This is a genomic window from Pseudoalteromonas sp. 1_2015MBL_MicDiv, assembly GCF_002407505.1.
In the GTDB taxonomy this organism is placed as follows: Bacteria; Pseudomonadota; Gammaproteobacteria; order Enterobacterales; family Alteromonadaceae; genus Pseudoalteromonas; species Pseudoalteromonas fuliginea.
In genome coordinates, this window is the sequence record NZ_CP012737.1 from 2,047,915 (window position 1) to 2,068,395 (window position 20,481).

19 protein-coding genes are annotated in these 20,481 nt (G+C 40.7%); 12 read left to right on the forward strand and 7 right to left on the reverse strand.

What is annotated here, in order from left to right; translation table 11 throughout:
* Positions 1-92: 92 nt before the first annotated feature.
* From bioD to bioB, 4 genes are read right to left on the reverse strand one after another with little or no spacing between them, the layout of a single operon-like run.
* Positions 93-776, reverse strand: coding sequence for a dethiobiotin synthase (gene bioD, locus AOR04_RS09290; RefSeq protein ID WP_096793156.1), 684 nt, complete (start codon positions 774-776; stop codon positions 93-95).
* A 28-nt stretch (positions 777-804) separates the two neighbouring features.
* Complete coding sequence (locus AOR04_RS09295; RefSeq protein WP_096793157.1) at positions 805-1,680, reverse strand: methyltransferase domain-containing protein; 876 nt, start codon at positions 1,678-1,680, stop codon at positions 805-807.
* Positions 1,677-2,828 (reverse strand): aminotransferase class I/II-fold pyridoxal phosphate-dependent enzyme, encoded by a 1,152-nt coding sequence (locus tag AOR04_RS09300; RefSeq protein WP_096793158.1) that lies wholly within the window; start codon positions 2,826-2,828, stop codon positions 1,677-1,679. The genes AOR04_RS09295 and AOR04_RS09300 overlap by 4 nt, the downstream gene beginning before the upstream one ends.
* A 10-nt stretch (positions 2,829-2,838) precedes the next feature.
* On the reverse strand, positions 2,839-3,879 hold the full coding sequence (gene bioB, locus AOR04_RS09305; RefSeq protein WP_096793159.1) for a biotin synthase BioB: 1,041 nt from the start codon (positions 3,877-3,879) through the stop codon (positions 2,839-2,841).
* Between the two features lie 93 nt (positions 3,880-3,972).
* On the opposite strand from bioB, the gene bioA reads away from it, so the two are divergent.
* From bioA to AOR04_RS09335, 6 genes are all read left to right on the forward strand, one after another.
* The gene (gene bioA / locus AOR04_RS09310) at positions 3,973-5,274 is read left to right on the forward strand and encodes an adenosylmethionine--8-amino-7-oxononanoate transaminase (protein WP_096793160.1); all 1,302 of its coding nucleotides are present in this window, start codon (positions 3,973-3,975) and stop codon (positions 5,272-5,274) included.
* Positions 5,275-5,432: 158 nt separating this feature from the next.
* Entirely contained in the window at positions 5,433-6,245 is an 813-nt protein-coding gene (locus tag AOR04_RS09315) for a hypothetical protein (protein WP_002961238.1), read from the forward strand.
* Entirely contained in the window at positions 6,246-7,286 is a 1,041-nt protein-coding gene (locus AOR04_RS09320) for an extracellular solute-binding protein (protein WP_096793161.1), read from the forward strand.
* Positions 7,286-8,785 (forward strand): ABC transporter permease, encoded by a 1,500-nt coding sequence (locus tag AOR04_RS09325; RefSeq protein WP_096793162.1) that lies wholly within the window; start codon positions 7,286-7,288, stop codon positions 8,783-8,785. Before AOR04_RS09320 ends, AOR04_RS09325 begins: the two co-directional genes overlap by 1 nt.
* 14 nt (positions 8,786-8,799) lie before the next feature.
* Positions 8,800-9,816: an ABC transporter ATP-binding protein gene (locus AOR04_RS09330; RefSeq protein ID WP_096793163.1), complete on the forward strand. Its 1,017-nt coding sequence runs from the start codon at positions 8,800-8,802 to the stop codon at positions 9,814-9,816.
* A gap of 35 nt (positions 9,817-9,851) precedes the next feature.
* Entirely contained in the window at positions 9,852-10,481 is a 630-nt protein-coding gene (locus AOR04_RS09335; protein ID WP_096793164.1) for a Vat family streptogramin A O-acetyltransferase, read from the forward strand.
* Between the two features lie 4 nt (positions 10,482-10,485).
* Here the strand turns inward: AOR04_RS09335 and AOR04_RS09340 are convergent, their stop codons facing one another.
* Positions 10,486-10,920, reverse strand: a complete 435-nt coding sequence (locus tag AOR04_RS09340) for an AAA family ATPase (protein WP_008133749.1) — start codon at positions 10,918-10,920, stop codon at positions 10,486-10,488.
* Positions 10,921-11,217: 297 nt separating this feature from the next.
* Between AOR04_RS09340 and asnS the strand changes: the two genes are divergently transcribed.
* Positions 11,218-12,615, forward strand: a complete 1,398-nt coding sequence (gene asnS / locus AOR04_RS09345) for an asparagine--tRNA ligase (RefSeq protein WP_096793165.1) — start codon at positions 11,218-11,220, stop codon at positions 12,613-12,615.
* Between the two features lie 140 nt (positions 12,616-12,755).
* On the opposite strand, the gene AOR04_RS09350 is transcribed toward asnS, so the two are convergent.
* A complete protein-coding gene (locus AOR04_RS09350) occupies positions 12,756-13,682 on the reverse strand; it encodes an electron transfer flavoprotein subunit alpha/FixB family protein (RefSeq protein ID WP_096793166.1) in 927 nt (308 codons plus the stop codon).
* A complete protein-coding gene (locus tag AOR04_RS09355; RefSeq protein ID WP_096793167.1) occupies positions 13,683-14,432 on the reverse strand; it encodes an electron transfer flavoprotein subunit beta/FixA family protein in 750 nt (249 codons plus the stop codon).
* A gap of 221 nt (positions 14,433-14,653) precedes the next feature.
* Between AOR04_RS09355 and AOR04_RS09360 the strand changes: the two genes are divergently transcribed.
* The 5 genes from AOR04_RS09360 (at position 14,654) to AOR04_RS09380 (ending at position 20,433) form a co-directional block, all read left to right on the forward strand.
* On the forward strand, positions 14,654-16,300 hold the full coding sequence (locus AOR04_RS09360) for an electron transfer flavoprotein-ubiquinone oxidoreductase (RefSeq protein WP_096793168.1): 1,647 nt from the start codon (positions 14,654-14,656) through the stop codon (positions 16,298-16,300).
* Between the two features lie 132 nt (positions 16,301-16,432).
* On the forward strand, positions 16,433-16,897 hold the full coding sequence (locus AOR04_RS09365) for an acyl-CoA thioesterase (RefSeq protein WP_007375777.1): 465 nt from the start codon (positions 16,433-16,435) through the stop codon (positions 16,895-16,897).
* 269 nt (positions 16,898-17,166) lie between these two features.
* Positions 17,167-17,736: an outer membrane beta-barrel protein gene (locus AOR04_RS09370; protein ID WP_008133741.1), complete on the forward strand. Its 570-nt coding sequence runs from the start codon at positions 17,167-17,169 to the stop codon at positions 17,734-17,736.
* Positions 17,737-17,914: 178 nt separating this feature from the next.
* Positions 17,915-18,619, forward strand: coding sequence for a tRNA (N6-threonylcarbamoyladenosine(37)-N6)-methyltransferase TrmO (gene tsaA / locus AOR04_RS09375; protein ID WP_033031846.1), 705 nt, complete (start codon positions 17,915-17,917; stop codon positions 18,617-18,619).
* Between the two features lie 89 nt (positions 18,620-18,708).
* Positions 18,709-20,433 carry a proline--tRNA ligase gene (locus AOR04_RS09380; protein WP_096793169.1) on the forward strand — a complete coding sequence of 575 codons (1,725 nt, stop codon included), beginning with the start codon at positions 18,709-18,711 and terminating at the stop codon, positions 20,431-20,433.
* Positions 20,434-20,481 lie beyond the last annotated feature (48 nt).

Here is a 20,481-nt window from a genome sequence, read left to right on the forward strand (position 1 = left end):
TTTAAGCAAACTATGTATTTATAAACGTTTATATGTGTACTAAGGCTGACTATTTCAAGATTTACCTAAAAAAGTAACTTTTTTAAAACCACTTAAGTGTTAATAGATAACGCACTAAGCAAGCTTTTGTATATTTGTAACTTAGGAGTTTGCTCGCTGTATGGGCTTATAGCAAGTATTGGAAACGGTAAACGTGCTTTAAGTGAATCAAGGTTTGCTTGGTACTCGTCCATGTTTTTATCGACTTGGTTTGCAATCCAGCCAACGCAGTTTATACCCATACTTTGCATATGCGCAGCGGTTAGTAACGCATGATTTAAGCAACCTAGCTTCATACCAACAACAAGTATTACCGGCAGTTGCTCTGCTTTAACCCAGTCGTATAAATAATCGTTTTTATTAATAGGTAATGCCCAACCACCAGCACCTTCGGTAAGTATAATGTCAGCGCCCTGTTGTTTTACGTTTTTATAAGCATCACTAAGTTTATCTACAGTAATACTCACCCCAACTTTCTCCGCTGCTATGTGCGGTGCAATAGGCGGTGCAAACGCAAACGGATTTACTACGTCGTATTTAGCGCTCACTGTTGCGCTTTCCATTAGTATGAGAGCATCGGCATTTACCAGCTGATCGAACGCCATTTCGCAGCCAGCAGCAAGGGGTTTAAAGCCAATGGCTTGTTTTTTGTGTTGGGCAAGTAACTTTAATAGCAAACTGGTAACGTGGGTTTTTCCGGCATCGGTGTCGGTGCCTGTTATAAAAAATTCTTTCATGCGTTGCCTTTAATGTCTTTGGGCTTATTTAGTGTTTTTGTAATGATAACAGCACCACATGATAAGACACACATGCTTTGTTATTTATAAGCGGATACGCACTGCATACTTTTTGTAGCGCCGATTTGGTAAGTAATCCTTGGCGCGTATTGGTATGATTTTGTGTCGTTGCACCAATAGCCTTAATAGAGGCAATAGCTTTTAAAGGTGTTGTGTATTCATCGGTGTAAATACGCTTTTTAGCGCTGTTAATAATAAACCCTGCATTTTGGACTGATTGGTTTATATGCAATTCACTATTAAAGGTATTTATGTGGCTGTTTGAATCAAGCGCGGCAAAGGCTGTTTTTATTTCGTTAAGTGAGCCCTCTACCACAGTGCTTATGTACGCCCGCCCGCCTGGTTTTAATATGTTGTAAAGTGATTGCATTAAAGCCGAAAAATTAGCAGACCACTGCACTGCAAAGTTACTGTAAATAACATCAACACTGTTTGCTTGTAGCGGTAAGTTATCCATATCGGCGCATATTTTTGGTGCGGTTAAATTACTACTTTGCAGCATGTTTATGCTCAAATCCATGGCAATAACGCTTGTAAACATACTTTGTAAGGTATGCGTATTAACAAGCGGGCCTGCGCCTAAATCAACACAAAGCTTATTTTTATTAATGCCTGGTTTTATTAGCGCAAGTAAATCGCTTGCTGCGTGTTTTTGTACATTTGCATGGGTGTTATAACTCGCCGCCGCTTTTGAAAACTTACTTTGTGTAGACTTTTTAAGCTCCTTGTTTAGCTCTCGATTTGGCTCCTTATTTAATTCTTTATTTGAATCGCTACTTACTAGGCACGGTTTTACAAGTTGTGTTTGCACTAGATCTGTTTTTAATACTGGCTGAGCAGTCATGCTATTGCACCTACTAAATGCTTAACTAAGTGCGTTATGTCTTGCTCGGTATGTGCGGCGGTTAAAGTAATGCGTAAACGTGAGGTGTTATGTGCAACCGTGGGCGGTCTAATTGCAGTGAGCCAAATACCCTGTTGTTTAAGTTTATCGGCCGCTTGCAACGTTTGCTCAGCGCAGCCTAATACAATGGGCTGTATGGCTGTGTTTGATTCCATTACAGCAATATTGTGGGTTTTAGCGAGTTGCTTAAATAATGCAATATTGGCATTTAGCTTATCGCGTTTATCATCAGCTGTTTTTATGCTTTTAATACGCGCAAGTGTGTGACTTGCCATAAGCGGCGACATAGCAGTTGAATACGTGTAATCGCGATTAAACTGCAGCATGTAATCAATAAACTGTTTACTGCCTAATACACACGCGCCACTACTAGCCACTGCTTTACCAAAGGTAATGACTAATATATCTGGCAGCGTTTGAGTAATAAATGCTTCGCAACTGCCCAAACCGGTTTTACCTAATGCGCCAAAGCCGTGTGCGTCGTCAATCATTAGCCATGCGTTGTGCTGTTTTGCAAGTGCGAGTAATTCTTTAAGAGGCGCGGTATCGCCATCCATCGAAAACACACCTTCGCTTATAATAAGCTTGTTTTGCGCTTTTGATTTTTCGAGCCGTGAACGTAAATGGTTCATGTCGTTGTGATTAAAACGCACTAAAGCCGCGTTTGAATGCATAGCCCCGTCAATCAAGCTTGCATGGTTTAACTTATCTTGAAAAATAGCACTGTTTTGTGCAGTTGCTTTATCTTGAAACAATGCTTTAATTACGCTGCTATTAGCGCTAAACCCTGAGTTAAATAGCATTGCAGCGCCATAACCGAACTGCTCACATAAGTATTGTTCAAGCGCTTTTTGCTGCGCCTGATAACCTGTAACCAATGCTGAGCTGTGACTGCCTAATGCGTGGGAGTCATTAAGATTAACAGCCACATCACCAAAACCTAAGTAATCGTTACTGGCAAAATTAAGATAGGTTTTATTATTAACCGTTATGGTGCGCGCTGTTGCATGTTGCACTACGTGGCGTTTACGAAGTAACGCATCTTGCTGGCGAGCCTGCAGATGCGTATTTATAAAATCAAAAGGCATTGATATAAGCCTACGCTTCGTAAAACAATTCAGAGGTTGCTTTGTCGGCTACTTGCGATGAAAGCGAGGCTTCTACTGCTTCGTCTGAATAGTCATGACGCGTTTCTGGGTTCATACCTAATTTTTTAATTAGGTTCATATCGGCATCAGCGTCTGGGTTTTCGGTGGTAAGAAGTTTGTCGCCATAAAATATTGAGTTAGCGCCTGCAAAAAAGCACATTGACTGCATTTGCTCGTTCATGGCGTTGCGTCCTGCCGATAAACGTACATAACTGTGTGGCATCATAATACGCGCTGTTGCTATGGTACGTATAAATTCAAAATGATCTAAATCGTCTGCGTTTTCAAGCGGTGTGCCTTTAACTTTAACTAACATATTAATAGGCACGCTTTCTGGCTGTTGTGGTAAATTAGCTAGTTGCATAAGTAGTCCAAAGCGGTCGCTTGCTTGCTCGCCCATACCAACTATTCCGCCCGAGCATACTTTCATACCGGCATCGCGTACGTGGTCAATGGTATTTAATCTATCTTGAAAAGTACGGGTTGATATAATTTGCTCGTAATACTCAGGTGACGTATCAAGGTTGTGATTGTAGTAATCAAGCCCAGCGTCTCTAAGTTCATGCGCTTTTTCGTTTGTGAGTTTACCCAGCGTCATACAGGTTTCTAACCCTAGCTCTTTTACTTCTTTAACCATTTGCGAAATGTATGGCATATCTCTGTCTTTTGGATCTGACCATGCAGCGCCCATACAAAAACGGGTAGCGCCTTTTTGTTTTGCAAGGCGTGCTTGCTCTACTACTTTTTCTACTTCTATTAAGCGTTCGCGTTCTAAATCTGTTCGGTAATGGCCCGACTGCGGGCAATACTTACAATCTTCTGGGCAAGCGCCTGTTTTAATTGATAACAACGTAGAAATTTGCACTTCATTTGGGTTGAAGTTAGCACGGTGAACTGATGCGGCTTCAAACAGTAAATCGTTAAATGGCATTTCAAATAATGCTTTAACTTCAGCGTGGGTCCAATCGTGACGAACAGGTGCAAGTTCCATAATACTCTCTTATTTTTTCTCAACGGTGATATTGGCTTAGTCTACGAGTTGAAGTAACATTGTCAACGAAGCCCACCAAGTTAAGGTTTACATATGATTAAAAAGAATACGATTGACCTTGGTTTTGATCGTGAGCACATTTGGCACCCATATACGTCTATGACTAAGCCAATTCCGGTATACCCCGTTACACATGCAAATCACAACATTATTCACCTAGAAACTGGCGAGCAATTAATCGATGGCATGGCCTCGTGGTGGAGCGCAATACATGGCTATAATCACCCTGTTATAAATAATGCCATGATTGAGCAAATTAATAATATGAGCCACATTATGTTTGGCGGTATTACGCATAACAGCGCGGTAGAGCTTTGCAAAAAAATAGTAAATATAACGCCGCCTAGTTTAACTAAAGTGTTTTTAGCCGACAGCGGATCGGTAAGTGTTGAAGTAGCGATTAAAATGGCGCTGCAATATTGGTTAAGCCAAGGCATTACAACAAAACAAAAATTAATGACGCCTTACAAGGGCTACCATGGCGACACCTTTGCAGCCATGAGCGTATGCGACCCAGTTAACTCAATGCATAGTTTGTATAGCGGCTTTTTACCTGAACACGTATTTGTGCCTGCACCGGTTAGTCAATTTTGGGGCGAGTTTAACCAAGCTGAAGCCAAAGAGCTTGAAGCGTACTTTAAAGAAAACCACAGCCAAGTAGCCGCCTTTATAATTGAGCCAATAGTACAAAACGCGGGGGGTATGAACTTTTATCACCCTGATTATTTAGCCTGCGTACGTAAATTATGCACCCAATATAACGTACTGTTAATTTGCGACGAAATTGCCACAGGCTTTGGCCGTACAGGTAAATTATTTGCTGTAGAGCACGCCAATATAGAGCCCGATATAATGTGTATTGGTAAAGCATTAACTGGCGGCTCAATGACGCTATCGGCCACTATCACTAGCGATAAAATAGCCATTGGCATAAGCGAAGGTGAAGCAGGCGTTTTAATGCACGGCCCCACTTTTATGGGCAACCCGCTTGCCTGTGCTGCGGCCTGCGCAAGTATTGATTTATTGCTTGAACAAAACTGGCAACATCGAATAAAGCAAATAAACACCCAACTACAACAACTTAATAAATGCAGTGAACTAGATGCGGTTGCCAATGTGCGTACCTTAGGTGCAATAGGCGTTGTTGAACTAAACGATACTGCACGTAATGTTGATGTTGCTAAAATTCAGGCTTATTTTGTAGAGCAAGGTGTATGGATACGCCCATTCGGTAAACTAATTTACCTTATGCCACCGTATATAAGTGACGATGCAAGTATAAAAACACTTTGTGATGCCATTTACAATGCCATTAAAGGCAAGCATTACGCTTAATAGCTGGTAGTGAATACTGGTTATAGCGCTATTTGCTGTAACCTACCGCTACATTTAGTGTTTTTATCTATTAAGCGAGTTTGTAGTTATTGATCTCGTTAACTATTAGCTATATGATAATGTCTATCATTTACAATTACCTTTTGGACTTCTTTGCTATGAAATTACTATTTAAACCAGCCAAAACTTTAGGTGCAAGCCTTTTACTAGCCTCGGCGTTTATGGCTCAACCAGTATTAGCTAACGGCCCTATTGGCGAGCATGTTAATCATCTTCAAGCTAACCTTAAAAGTTACGCAGAAGAAGTAGAATGGATGGTAGGCAAAGTTGATACCATGGTAAGCGACTACGATACTAAAGGCGCAAAATCTGTAAAAACTGATGATTTAATTGAATATTGGGAATCAGTTAAGTTTCACAGCGCAATAGAAACTAACTTTGTACCAGTATACGCTTCTATTTGGCAGGGTCTTTATGGCGTAAAAATGGCCATTGATAATAAAGAGCCTGCTGAGGAAGTTCGTAAACAGCAAAAAGCGATGAACATAGCCTTGTGGCAAGGCCTTGGGGCTGTTAAGCTTGCTGCAAAATTCCAGCAAAAAGGCTTGTTAGACACTGTAAAAGCAACCGCTACAACTCAAATGACACAAAGTGCCACAATTGATGAAATTAAGCATAAATTAGACCGTGTAGTAGCTAAATTTGCTGAGCGTTTACGAGACGAAGCAACTGAAATTGTTCACGATACTTATCTACACCTGTTTGAAGGCGTTGAAGGTACTCTTATTGAACAAGATGCAAAACTAGTTGAAGTGCTGGAAAAAGACTTTAACGTAACACTGCCACAAGCCATTAAAAACAGCAAAAGCGTAGACGAAGTACGCGATGTGATCAGTGACATGCAAACAAAATTAGACCGCGCTAAGGTTTTAATAGAAAAAGCCGAAAAAGCCCGTAAGGATGTATTTTAAGTGAAGCGTAGGACCTTTATTCAAGGCCTAGCTGCGTTAGGGGTGGTTGGCTCATTGCCACTGCCTCTTTCTCGTGCGCTAGCCGCTGATATAGCAAACCCTGTTTCTGTTGACGATTTACCAAAGCTTAAAGGCGAGTTAACGCTTTATTTAGGCCGAGGCGAAGGTGGTTTGTATGAAAACGTATTACAAGCAATCCAGAAAAAAAATCCAGACTTTAAACTCGGTATACGCCGAGGTCCTACTGCTGCTTTAGCAAATACGATTGTTGCAGAAGCTAAAGCTGGCGTTCGCCGCGCTGATTTATTTTGGGCGGTTGATTCAGGCGCAATTGGTTTAGTAACCGATGCTGGCCTTGCACAACCTATCCCAGGTGATTTATCTGCTCAGTTACAACCACAGTTTAGATATAAAGAATGGGCACCAGTAACTGGCCGTATTCGTACATTGCCATATAACACGTCGCGTTTGACTAAAGATCAAATTCCAACAAGTATTATGGAAATTGCCGACAGCGATTTAAGTATTGGTTGGGCACCCGCCTACGCTTCTTTTCAATCGTTTGTAACCGCAATGCGAATTTTAGAAGGCGACGACAAAACCGCTAAGTGGCTTAAAAAGATTCAAAAACGTGCTAAAACATACGCCGGCGAGCTAGGTGTTGTTATGGGCGTTGAGCGCGGTGAAGTTGATATTGGTTTTGCAAATCACTATTACACTTTGCGTTTAAAATCAGGTAAGCCTGATGCCAAGCTAGATTTAGCATTTACACAAAATGATGCGGGCTGTTTAGTTAATGCATCGGGTGTATTAGCGCTTAACGACGATCCGCTTGCAACTAACTTTATGCGTTACTTACTAAGTAAAGAAGTACAGGGTTACTTAGCCAGTGAAGCGTACGAAATTCCGTTAGTAAATGGTATTACCCAACCTGAGGGTTTACCGTCACTTGCTAATATTTCTCCACCTAAAGTAGATTTAACACAGCTAGCTGATTTACGCCCTACTATAGATTTGATGCGAAGCAGCGGCGTATTGTAATGAAAATACCTGCCTCTTATCCAATGGCGCTGCTTGCAGCGCTTGTTGCGCTTACCCCTGTTTATGTATTAATTGTGCTTGCAAGCGATGCAAGCTCAGTGTTTGACACCCACAATCTTCAAATTTTAGGTAACACGTTATCGTTAATGGGTTTAACGGTACTCGGATCTATTTTAATTGGTGTGCCACTGGCGTTTATTAGCGCGTATGTGCATTTACCATTTAAAAAGCTCTGGCTGGTTGTATTTGCAGCCCCACTTGCAATTCCCAGTTATATTGGCGCATTTACACTTTATGCTGCTTTTGGCCCCGGTGGCGAAATAAATACCTTAACAGGAATAGAAACACCATCAATGTATGGCCTAACAGGTGCCGCCATTGTAATGACGCTTTATACCTTCCCGTTTGTAATGATGACAACTCGCTCATCCCTACTGAGCCTTGACGCAAGCATGGTTAATGCCGCGCGTACGCTGGGAATGTCGATGACGCAAAGTATATTTAAAGTTATATTACCGCGCGTAGTTAACGGTATTGCAGCAGGCTCTTTGTTAGTCGCGCTTTATACGTTATCAGACTTTGGCACGCCCGCAATGATGCGCCTAGATACCTTTACCCGCGTAATTTATGTTGAATACAACGCCTTTGCGTTAGGGCGCGCTGCAATGCTTTCACTTCAACTGATGGTTATTGTCGGTTTTTTACTTTTAGTTGAATCACAAATAAAAACAGCACCTGAGCGCAATGGTCGTCCGTTAATTTTATTTCCAAACAAATTACAGTTAAGTGCCATGTTTGTTACGTTTGCACCTGTTTTACTACTCGCTATTGGCTTGCCTTTGGCTATATTTTCACTTTGGTTAGCTCGTGATGGTTTTAGCTCATTTGATTTTAATATTGCATGGAACTCTACGTATTCATCGGGTATTGCGGCAATTGTAGCTGTTATCGTTGCGATCCCCGTTGCACATGCCGCACTGAGTGGAAAAGCGGGTCGTATAATGGAGCGTGTTACTTACTTTGGTTTTGGTATTCCGGGCATAGTAATGGGCACAGCGCTTGTTTACGGTGGTTTGCAGTTACCGTTTTTATATCAAACACTGGGATTGCTTATTATTGCTTATATGCTGCGATTTTTACCACTTGCTGTAGGCTCTGTTAGAACAAGCACTGAACACTTAGATCCAAGCTTAGTAAAGTCTGCGCGCGTATTAGGGGCAAGCCCACATGAAGTATTTACTCGTATAACACTGCCTTTAACTATGCGCGGTATTATTGCCGGTGCAGCATTGGTGTTTTTAGAGTCAATGCGCGAACTAGAAGCCACGCTACTCCTTGGCCCAACAGGGTTTGAAACACTCTCTACCTATTTATGGCGTGTATACGAAGCGGGCTACTTTGGTCGCGCTGCTATTCCTGGATTATTGTTAGTAGTGATATCTGCCTGCGGGTTAGCTATTATGATGTCTGGCGAAAAACGCAACCAGTTTGAACATTAAGGATTTAAAAAATAATGCTATCTGTAAGTCAGTTGTCTATAGATTATGGCAGTAACCGCGTAGTAAGCGATTTAAACTTTTCGCTGGGTGAAAACGAAATCCTTATGCTTGTAGGGCCAACAGGTTGTGGTAAAAGTACAATTTTACAAGCCCTTGCTGGCCTTATACCTATTAGCGAAGGCGAAATAAACACGGGTAAATGGCGCGCTACACCCAAATTAACACTACCTCCTGAAAAACGCAGTGTAGGTATGGTATTTCAAGATTTTGCGTTATTTCCGCACTTAACCGTACAGCAAAACATTTGCTTTAGATTAAAAGATACAGCTCCTGCTGAGTATTGGATAAATCTACTTGGGTTGAGCGATTTTAGAGACAAAAAACCAGCAACGCTTTCTGGCGGACAAAAGCAACGTGTAGCACTTGCGCGCACCCTTGCCCACCAACCTGACTTTGTATTACTTGATGAGCCGCTTTCAAACTTAGATGCCGCCCTTAAAGACATGCTTCGTTGGGATATTAGAAACGCACTTAAAGCTGCTGGCGTACCGGCGATTTGGGTAACACACGACCAAGAAGAAGCACTCTCAGTTGGCGATCGTGTTGGTGTGCTTAAAGGCGGCAAAATTCAGCAAATTGATACACCAGAGCGCTGCTTTAGTACCCCAAACAATCGCTTTGTGGCACGCTTTTTAGGTGAAGCCAGCTTTATTAGCGGCCAATTTAGCCAAGGACAAGCCACTACCTCAATTGGTAATGCGCCCGCTCATGGCGTTGACTGTGAAAGTGGCGACGTTGATGTACTACTTCGACCAGACGATGTGTTACTTGTACAAAGCAGTGTTGGTAATAACGGCGAAGTAATTTGGGTACGCTTTGAAGGTGGCAGCCGCTTGTGCGCTGTAAAACTTGCGTGCTCTACGGTGGTAACTAGCAGAGTAAGCCATGAAGTTGTGGTAAACCCAGGCGATGAAGTGCATGTATCACTAAGCACATCGCACCCACTAGCCGTTTATAAATCTATAGATTAATATCTATACCTAACTCAAAATTAAGAGGAAACCCCATGAACGGACCAAACCCCAATAATCCTTCACCAATGGAAGGTTTTCCTCAAGTAGGTTTTTTAAAAAACTATATTACTTCTATCAATATTGAAGTAGGCGATTATACATATTATGACGATCCTGATGGCCCTGAGAATTTTGAAAAAAATGTGCTTTACCATTTCGATTTTATTGGGGATCGTCTGATCATAGGTAAGTTTTGTGCGATAGCTAAAGACGTTACTTTTATAATGAATGGCGCTAACCATCAAACTTCTGGATTTTCTACTTATCCATTTTTTATATTTGGTAATGGCTGGGAAAAATTTGAACCAAAATCAAATGATTTACCCTTTAAAGGCAATACAGAAATTGGTCATGATGTTTGGATTGGTTATAACGCTACAATTATGCCCGGGGTAAAAATTGGCAGCGGCGCTATTATTGCCAGTAAATCAGTTGTTACCTGCGATGTACCTGCTTATAGCGTTGTAGGTGGAAATCCCGCTAAAGTGATAAAAACCAGATTTGACGATAAAACAATAAATACGCTGCTAGATATAGCTTGGTGGGATTGGAGCAATGAAAAAATCACTGCTCATTTAGATGCCATTACACAATGCGATATAAAAGCCTTATCTAATCTCTAAGTGATTACCACTCAAACATGTACGCCATTTTGCTAATCGTTTTAAGTGGGATGTGATGGGAGTTGCGTTTAGCGTATAAATGCTGCATTGATTTGTCTTTCACTTCACCCACTATCACTTCTTTTACTTGATAACCTAAAGCGATAGCCGCTTGCGAATACGCTACAAATTCCCACTTTTTAATATTAGTGTTATCTACAATTACCAAAGGCGTGCCTTGGGAAAGTGCATTTATAAAACGCGCTAAATTTAAATTGTGAAATTGCGGTAATTTAAACTTGTCAAAATGATACTCGCCTTGCTCATTAATAAAGTAATCATCTGTTGAGCAAATTAGGTACTGGCTTTCGTCAGCGCCGCCTAATTCGTCGGCAAGGTTTTGCGCGTAATAAGACTTACCACTTCCAGGTAGTCCACGTAATATAAAAACTTGTTTCATAGCATCGATTTTTTAAAGGTGAATAAAAATAAATTTAATTAGTTTGTTAATAATGCCACAAAATCACTAAATTTGAGAGTAACAAATAACATTAGAAGTAATAAACCCTCTAAAACTGCTTAAAAATAAACCGCATGCATAAAAACTTTTAAAGAGTTGCCCACAATAGTTTTTTTATTTAACTTTACTAGGTAAGATACAGGGTTCAAGTGCAGCGCCGTTTATGTGCAATTTATGCCCGAGTGTTGCGCACAGTTAAAATAAAATAGTTAGGCAACTTATATCATTGGAGTGAAGATGAGCCATTTAGCGATTTCAGAGCTATTAAAAGGCAATGTTGCGGTAGACAGCCAAGTAACAATTAAGGGCTGGATCCGTACTCGCCGCGATTCAAAAGTAGGAATTTCATTTTTAGCCGTTCATGACGGTTCGTGTTTTGATCCTATTCAAGCGGTAGTTCCTAATTCACTGAATAATTATGATGAAGTTACTAGCTTAACAGCCGGTTGTTCTGTGTCGGTTACTGGTGTTTTAGTACAATCTGCTGGCCAAGGTCAATCTTACGAAATTCAAGCTAACTCAGTGACTGTGTTAGGTTGGGTAGAAAACCCAGATTCATACCCAATGTCGGCAAAGCGCCACAGCATTGAGTACTTACGTGAGCACGCTCACCTTCGCCCTCGTACAAATATGATTGGCGCGGTAACTCGTGTACGTAACTGTTTAGCACAAGCTATTCACCGTTTTTACCACGAGCAAGGCTTTTACTGGATCAGCACGCCAATTATTACGGCAAGTGACTGTGAAGGCGCTGGCGAAATGTTCCGTGTATCAACGCTTGATATGCAAAACTTACCACTTACAGACAAAGGCGATGTTGATTACAGCGAAGATTTCTTCGGTAAAGAAGCATTCCTTACTGTATCTGGTCAGTTAAATGGCGAAACTTACGCGTCTGCAATGTCAAAAATTTATACATTTGGCCCTACATTCCGCGCAGAAAATTCAAATACATCTCGCCACCTTGCAGAATTTTGGATGGTAGAGCCAGAAGTTGCGTTTGCTGATTTAGAAGATATAGCAAAACTGGCTGAAAACATGCTTAAGTATGTGTTTAAAGCGGTACTTGAAGAGCGCCGTGATGACATGGAATTTTTTGCACAACGTGTAGAAAAAACCGCAATTACGCGTTTAGAAGAGTTTGTAGATAAAGACTTTGCACAAGTTGATTACACAGACGCTGTAGAAATCCTTAAAAACTGTGGAAAAAAGTTTGAGTACGCTGTTGAATGGGGTGTAGATTTACAGTCTGAGCACGAGCGTTACTTAGCTGAAGAGCACTTTAAAGCACCGGTAGTTATTAAAAACTACCCACGTGATATTAAAGCATTCTACATGCGCCAAAACAAAGACGGTAAAACCGTTGCCGCAATGGATGTTGTAGCACCTGGTATTGGTGAGATCATTGGCGGTTCACAACGTGAAGAACGTCTTGATGTACTTGATGCACGCTTAGAAGAAATGGGCTTAAACAAAGAAGATTACAGCTGGTACCGCGATTTACGTAAATACGGTAGCGTGCCACATTCAGGCTTTGGTTTAGGCTTTGAACGCTTAGTTGCTTATGTAACAGGTATGGGCAACGTACGTGACGTTATTGCCTTCCCTCGTACTAAAGGCAGCGCAACTTACTAATATTTAGTAAGATGTTTATAAATACTAAAAACCAGCCAATTGGCTGGTTTTTTTGTGTCTTGAATTAACCGAATAAAAAAGCCGCAGCACTCAAAGAACACCACGGCTTTCAACCAGAATAAATTTTGCTCGATTAAGCGTTATAAAGCGCCTTCAAGCTGTGGCAGTACTTCAAATAAGTCAGCCACTAAACCGTAATCAGCGACTTGAAAAATAGGTGCATCTGGGTCTTTATTAATCGCGACGATTACTTTTGAGTCTTTCATGCCCGCTAAATGCTGAATAGCACCGCTAATCCCCACGGCAATGTATAAGTTAGGCGCTACAATTTTACCGGTCTGCCCTACTTGCATGTCGTTAGGTACAAAGCCTGCGTCAACTGCTGCACGCGACGCACCAATAGCTGCACCTAGTTTATCGGCAATACCATTAAGTAATGCAAAGTTTTCGCCGTTTTGCATACCGCGACCACCCGATATGACCACACTAGCAGCTGTAAGCTCTGGACGTTCTGATTCTGTTTGCTCAACATTTACAAAGCTGCTTAATTGCGAATCTGATACTGTATCAATATTTGTTAAAGCAACAGCTGATTGCTCACCTTGTAAATCAAAACTACTGGCACGTACGGTAATTACTTTTTTACTGTCGAGTGATTTAACCGTGGCGATTGCATTACCTGCATAAATAGGTCGTTTAAATGTATCTGCGTCCACTACTGCGATAATTTCAGAAATTTGCGCGACATCTAATAGCGCGGCAACACGTGGCATAAAGTTTTTGCCCGTTGTAGTAGCACTTGCAACAATGTGGCTGTAGGTGTCGCTAAGTGATAACACTAAATCGCTCATGCTCTCAGCTAACTGATGTTCATAAACGACATTATCGGCCACTAAAACATTAGCTACGCCATCAATGCTGGCAACTTGTGAGCTCATTGCGCTTAAGTTGTTACCTGCAATTAGTATATCAATAGGAAAACCCATTTTTACTGCGGCGTTAATAGTTTTTGAGGTTTCTGGTTTTAAGGCACCGTTGTCGTGCTCTGCAATTACGAGTGTTTTCATTTAAATCACCTTTGCCTCTGTTTTTAATTTTTCTACAAGCTGTGCAACGTCTTCAACAATAATTCCTGCGGTGCGTCTAGCTGGCTCTTCAACACTTATTAATTGAATACGCGGTGTTAAATCAACACCAAGCGAATCTGCTGCTATTACTTCAAGCGGCTTACGTTTGGCTTTCATAATATTTGGCAGTGATGCGTAGCGAGGCTCGTTTAAGCGTAAGTCGGTTGTAACAACTGCCGGTAAATTAAGTGCTACCGTTTGCAGCCCGCCATCAACTTCGCGGGTTACGTTTACTTTGCCATCTTTAATAACCACTTTTGATGCAAATGTACCCTGCCCACGATTAGTAAGCGCAGCGAGCATTTGACCTGTTTGATTATTATCTGAGTCAATTGACTGTTTACCTAAAATGACAAGTTCAGGCGTTTCTTGCTCTACAATTTTAGCGAGTAGCTTTGCAATATGAAGTGACTCGAGCTTTTCATCGGTTTCGATGTGAATGGCTTTGTCAGCACCCAATGCTAATGCTGTGCGTAATTGTTCTTGTGATGCTTTAGGACCAATAGTTACGGCAACCACTTCAGTGGCTGTGCCGGCTTCTTTGAGGCGAATTGCTTCTTCTATGGCAATCTCACAAAACGGGTTCATTGCCATTTTTACGTTGGTTAAATCAACGTCGCTGTTATCACTTTTAACGCGTGCTTTTACGTTGTAATCAATCACTCTTTTTATTGGTACGAGAACTTTCATAGGAACTCCATAATTATTTAAACCTACAAGGTAACGTGCACGTCAACCTATTTATTTTATGAAATTAGACTACTTCCTGTTGACGTAAACGTCAACCTAAAATAACCTTTAACTATTCACAGTCTGTAACGTTTAATTTGCAAGGTTAAAAATAGGCTGTACACCTTATTTAAATGCGTAGTAAACATTCAAATAAGTCCGTCATAGATAAAGAGGTTATTATGGTCGAACGTGAAACCATGGAATTTGATGTAGTAATTGTTGGTGCAGGCCCTGCCGGGCTTTCAAGTGCAATTAAACTCGCGCAATTAGCACAAGAAAAACAACAAGAGTGCATGATTTGCGTAGTCGAAAAAGGTTCGGAAGTAGGTGCACATGTACTCTCTGGTGCTGTTTTTGAAACCAAAGCTTTGGATGAACTACTACCTAATTGGCAAGAGCTTGGCGCACCGGTTACAACCAAAGTAACTAACGATGAAATTTATTGGTTTAACAACGAGCAAAAAGCGACATCAATCCCCCACTTTGCTACACCAAAAACATTTCATAATGATGGTAACTACATTGTATCTATGGGTAACGTGTGTCGATGGCTTGCAGAGCAAGCTGAAAACTTAGGCGTCGAGATTTTTCCAGGATTTAGCGCACACTCTTTAATAATTGAAGATAAAGCAGTAAAAGGGATTATTACTGGCGATATGGGTGTCGACAAAGAAGGGAATGAAAAAGACGGTTACATGCCAGGCATGGAGCTTCGTGCAAAATACACTATTTTTGCCGAAGGTTGCCGAGGTCATTTAGGTAAACAACTAATCAATGAGTTTGCACTTGATGCGGATTCATCGCCGCAGCATTACGGTTTAGGCTTTAAAGAAATTTGGCAAATAGATGAAAGTAAACATGAGCTTGGCAAGGTAGTTCATGGTACAGGTTGGCCACTTAGCGGCGATACTAATGGTGGTGCATTTATGTATCACAGTGAAAACAATCAAGTTGTTGTTGGTTTAATTGTTGATTTAAATTACTCAAACCCACATTTGAGTCCGTTTGATGAGTTTCAGCGAATGAAACACCATCCAGTTTTTAAAAACGTACTTGAAGGCGCTGAACGTATTGCTTACGGTGCGCGTGCTATTGCTAAAGGTGGCTTGCATTCATTACCAAAAATGCATTTTGCTGGTGGTTTACTTGTAGGGTGCGATGCAGGCACACTTAATTTTGCAAAAATTAAAGGTAATCACACAGCAATGAAATCGGGAATGATTGCCGCTGAGGTTATTTTCGAAGCGCTGCAAAATGAGTTAGCAAATACCGATTTAACTAAATACCAGACGGCGTTTGAGCAATCGTGGGCATATAAAGAGCTATATCAATCTCGTAACTTTGGCCCTGCAATGCACAAACTTGGTAAGTTTATAGGTGGTGCGTATAACACGCTTGATCAAAATATTTTTAATGGCGGTTTACCGTTTACATTTAAAGATAATACGCCCGATCACTCTACCCTTGTTGATGCAAAAGCTGCTGACAAAATTGCGTATCCAAAACCAGATGGACAACTTAGCTTTGATAAACTCTCAAGTGTGTTTTTATCAAATACTAACCACGAAGAATCACAGCCGTGTCATTTAAAGCTTAAAGATGCGTCAATTCCTATTAACGTAAACCTAGTTAAATTTGATGAACCCGCACAACGTTATTGTCCTGCTGGCGTTTACGAAGTACAAGAAATAGCAGGCAATAAAGTGTTTGTTATTAATGCCCAAAACTGTGTGCACTGTAAAACTTGCGATATTAAAGACCCCAGCCAAAACATTACGTGGGTAACACCTGAAGGCGCTGGTGGACCAAATTACCCTAATATGTAACTAAATTATGCGTCGTATAGTTATATAACTACGTTTTTTACATATAAATTATAAACATATCCTAAATTGCAGGGGCTTCGGCCCCTTTTTTGCGCTATGCTCATATGCAGTATTAATAAATGAGTAATATCTATGCCGTCGTCAAAAGTTGTTTTTCGTTTTTTAGCAGAGCCTACCGATGTAAATTTTGGTGGTAAAGTTCATGGTGGAGTCGTCATGAAGTGGATTGACCAAGCTGGTTATGCATGTGCAGCTGGCTGGAGTGGTCATTATTGTGTGACTGTGTCAGTTGCTGGGGTTAAATTTAGACGTCCAATATTAGTAGGGCAAATTGTCGAAGTAGAAGCTAAAATAGCGCATACCGGTAAAACAAGTATGCAGATATTTATTCAAGTACGTTGTGGCGATCCAAAAACACAAAATATGGTTGAAACAAATCACTGTGTTATAAGTTTTGTCGCAATGGATGAAACGGGTTATCCAGTAGAAGTGCCTGAATTTAAAGCTGTGACAGACGAAGATTTAAAATTAGAAAACTACGCTATTAAAATGAAAGAAATAGCAATTGAAACTGAAAACCTGTTACACAATGTATAACTTTTAGCTGTTCTGTAAATTCAAAATGTAGCTGTGTAAAAAACTCATGTTGTTTTGTAAAACGTACAAAACTGCTTAGAAAACAAATCACTACAAAAGCTCGCATTGCTTAAAAACCAAACAACCCCTTGTGATAACCAGTACTAAAGTAGGTATTATGAGGGGTTTTTACTTTTTTTTAAAATTGGCATGTTCACTGCACTTATTAAATTGAAGTTTGATTGACTTAATCGAACATTAATTTTTAATTTGTAAAGGAGCTATTCACAATGATTAAAACACTTTCTCTTTCTGCACTTGCATTAGCAACACTGGGTTTTAACACAGCAGCACACGCTGATATTTCTGATTTTGATTCTCCACGTATTTATACTGGTATCGGTTACGGTCAATATTCTTTTGAGTTTGAAGACAGTGACAACGACACTGACTTTGACGACGATGCACAAATGCTCAAAGGGTATGTTGGTACTCAATTTAACGAGTACTTAAGCTTAGAGCTTGCTTACCAAAACTTTGATGAAGTTAGTGACATAGACAGTAAAGCTGAGATTGATGGCGTATCACTTGCCGCACGCCTAGGGCTTCCTCTATCTGAAAGCTTCACTGTATACGCAAAAGGTGGTTGGCTTGAATGGGACGCAGACTACACACAAGACTTACCAGTAGGAAGTATATCAACCTCTACAGATGGTGGAGATGCGTTTTACGGTGCAGGTATTGAATATGCGCTTACAACAAATGTTCAATTTCGCTTAGAGTATGAACGTTACAAACTTGACGATGATATTGATCCAGACATGGATGTAGCGTCTGTATCAGTTCAATACATGTTTTAATGAGTCTTTAACATGTATTAAAAGGGTAAGCTTAAGAGCTTACCCTTTTATGTTTTAAGGCCTGCTAATTTTCATCATATAAACCAAGCAGTCTATAAATAATAAACTTATTCACATTAATGCCATAGCCGCTAAATAAAGGTAGAATAGCGCTCTATTTTATTTGTATCCGAGTACTATGAGCGATTATACCATTTCGGCTATTGGCCACATTGAATCCCCTTATAAACAAAAGTTTGCTATACCTAGGCAGCCTCGTTTAGTGCCACAAGCCAAGGCAAAACTTATTTTTGCACCTGATTTTAATCGCGAAGAGTTTGTACGTGGTTTAGATGAATTTACTCATATTTGGTTGTTATTTCGTTTTCATGAAACGGCCGATAAAGGTTATTCTGCTATGGTTCGCCCACCCCGTTTAGGTGGCAATGAGCGAAAAGGTGTATTTGCTACCCGCGCTACATTTAGACCAAACGCGATTGGTATGAGCGCAGTAAAACTTGAAGGTATTGAATATAAAAACGGACAACTTAGTTTATTACTCGCTGGCATTGATTTACTTGATGGCACACCCATTATCGATATTAAACCGTACTTACCCTATTCAGATGCAATGTTTGACGCCAGTGCTGGCTTTGCAGATACACGCCCAGAAACACAAATGACGGTTGAATTTAGCCCTCAGGCAATTGAGTTTGTTAATGCGCAAACACAGTACCCAGATTTACATGATTTTATAGCTAATGTTTTAAAACAAGATCCCCGCCCTGCCTATAAAAAACAAAAAGATGGCGAGCAAAGCTACGGTATGACTTTGTACAATTATAATATTCGCTGGCAAGTCAATGGCGAGCATAACCTAGTAACAAGCATAGAAAAAAACTAAATAACTCACTTAGCGCTTTAGTGTAAAAGCATCCGCTGTTAAACTTAAGCTCTATTAAAAGAACATAATTACTCTATTTCGGAAAAAACATGCGTACAAGCCAATATATACTCGCAACACTTAAAGAAACGCCATCAGATGCTGAAATCGTATCGCATCAGTTAATGCTTAGAGCCGGTATGATCCGTCGCGTCGCTTCGGGTTTATACACTTGGTTACCCTCTGGTTTACGTGTGCTACGTAAAGTAGAAAACATTGTACGTGAAGAGATGGACAAAGCTGGCGCCATTGAAATGCTAATGCCAGTTATTCAACCTGCTGATTTGTGGGAAGAGTCTGGTCGTTGGAATGAGTTTGGTCCTGAGCTAATGCGCTTTACTGATCGTCATAATCGTACATTTGCACTTGGACCAACGCACGAGGAAGTGATTACTGATTTCGTCCGTAAAGAAATTAATAGCTATAAACAGTTACCAGTTACTTTATACCAAGTACAAACTAAAGTACGCGACGAACGCCGTCCTCGCTTTGGTGTGATGCGTGCTCGTGAATTTACAATGAAGGATGCCTACTCTTTTCACCTAAGTGAAGAATGTTTAGATGCAACATATCAAGCGATGCACAAGGCATATTGTAATATTTTTGAGCGCTTAGGTCTTGATTACCGCCCTGTACTTGCTGATACTGGGTCTATTGGTGGTAGCTTATCTCACGAGTTTCATGTACTTGCTGAGTCGGGCGAAGATGCAATTGCATTTAGTGATGGCAGTGATTACGCAGCTAATATTGAAAAAGCAGAAGCACTAGCGCCAAACGATCCACGCCCAGAAGCAAGTAAAGAGTTAAAAGCATTCCCTACTCCTGACGCTAAAACAATTAATGAGCTTAAAAAGCATTACGGTGTAAAACCTCATCGTGGTGTTAAAACCTTAATTGTTTACGGTGCACCTGATGAAAACGATGTACGTGGTTTAGTGGCGCTTGTACTTCGTGGCGATCATGATTTAAATGAATTAAAAGCTGAAAAGCACCCATTAGTAGACTCTCCGCTTGAAATGGCAACAGAGGCAGATATTGTTGCTGTTATTGGTGCAAAACCTGGCTCATTAGGCCCTGTGGGCTTATCTATGCCTATTATTGTTGATAGAGCCGCTAATATCCTTGCTGATTTTGTTGCCGGTGCTAATAAAGACGACGAGCATTACAGCGGTATTAACTGGGATCGTGACGTAACTGATTACGAAGTTGCTGATATTCGTAATATTGTTGAAGGCGATATGAGCCCATGTGGCCAAGGCGTTTTACAAATAAAACGCGGTATTGAAGTAGGTCATATATTCCAACTTGGCACTAAATACTCACAAGCAATGAAAGCGGGAGTATTAAACGAAGGTGGTAAAAACCAAACCATGACCATGGGTTGTTACGGTATTGGTGTTTCACGTATTGTTGCTGCTGCTATTGAGCAAAACAACGATCAATACGGGATCATTTGGCCAAAATCAATCGCACCATTCGATTTAGCGATTGTTCCAATGAACATGCACAAATCGCATCGTATTCCTGATATTGCAAATAACCTTTACCAAGGTTTAAAAGATGCTGGTCTTGATGTGTTATTTGATGACCGTAAAGAGCGCCCTGGTGTTATGTTTAATGACATGGAGCTAATTGGTGTACCATTTACGCTGGTAATTGGTGAGCGTAACCTTGACGAGAATAAAGTTGAGCTTAAAAACCGCCGCACCGGTGAAAAGCTAATGATTGATATTGACACTGCAATTGAAGCAATTAAAGCGGCTGTTAAAGGTTAATAACACGCACGCTCAAAATAGACTAAAAGGCCGCATTTAAAATGCGGC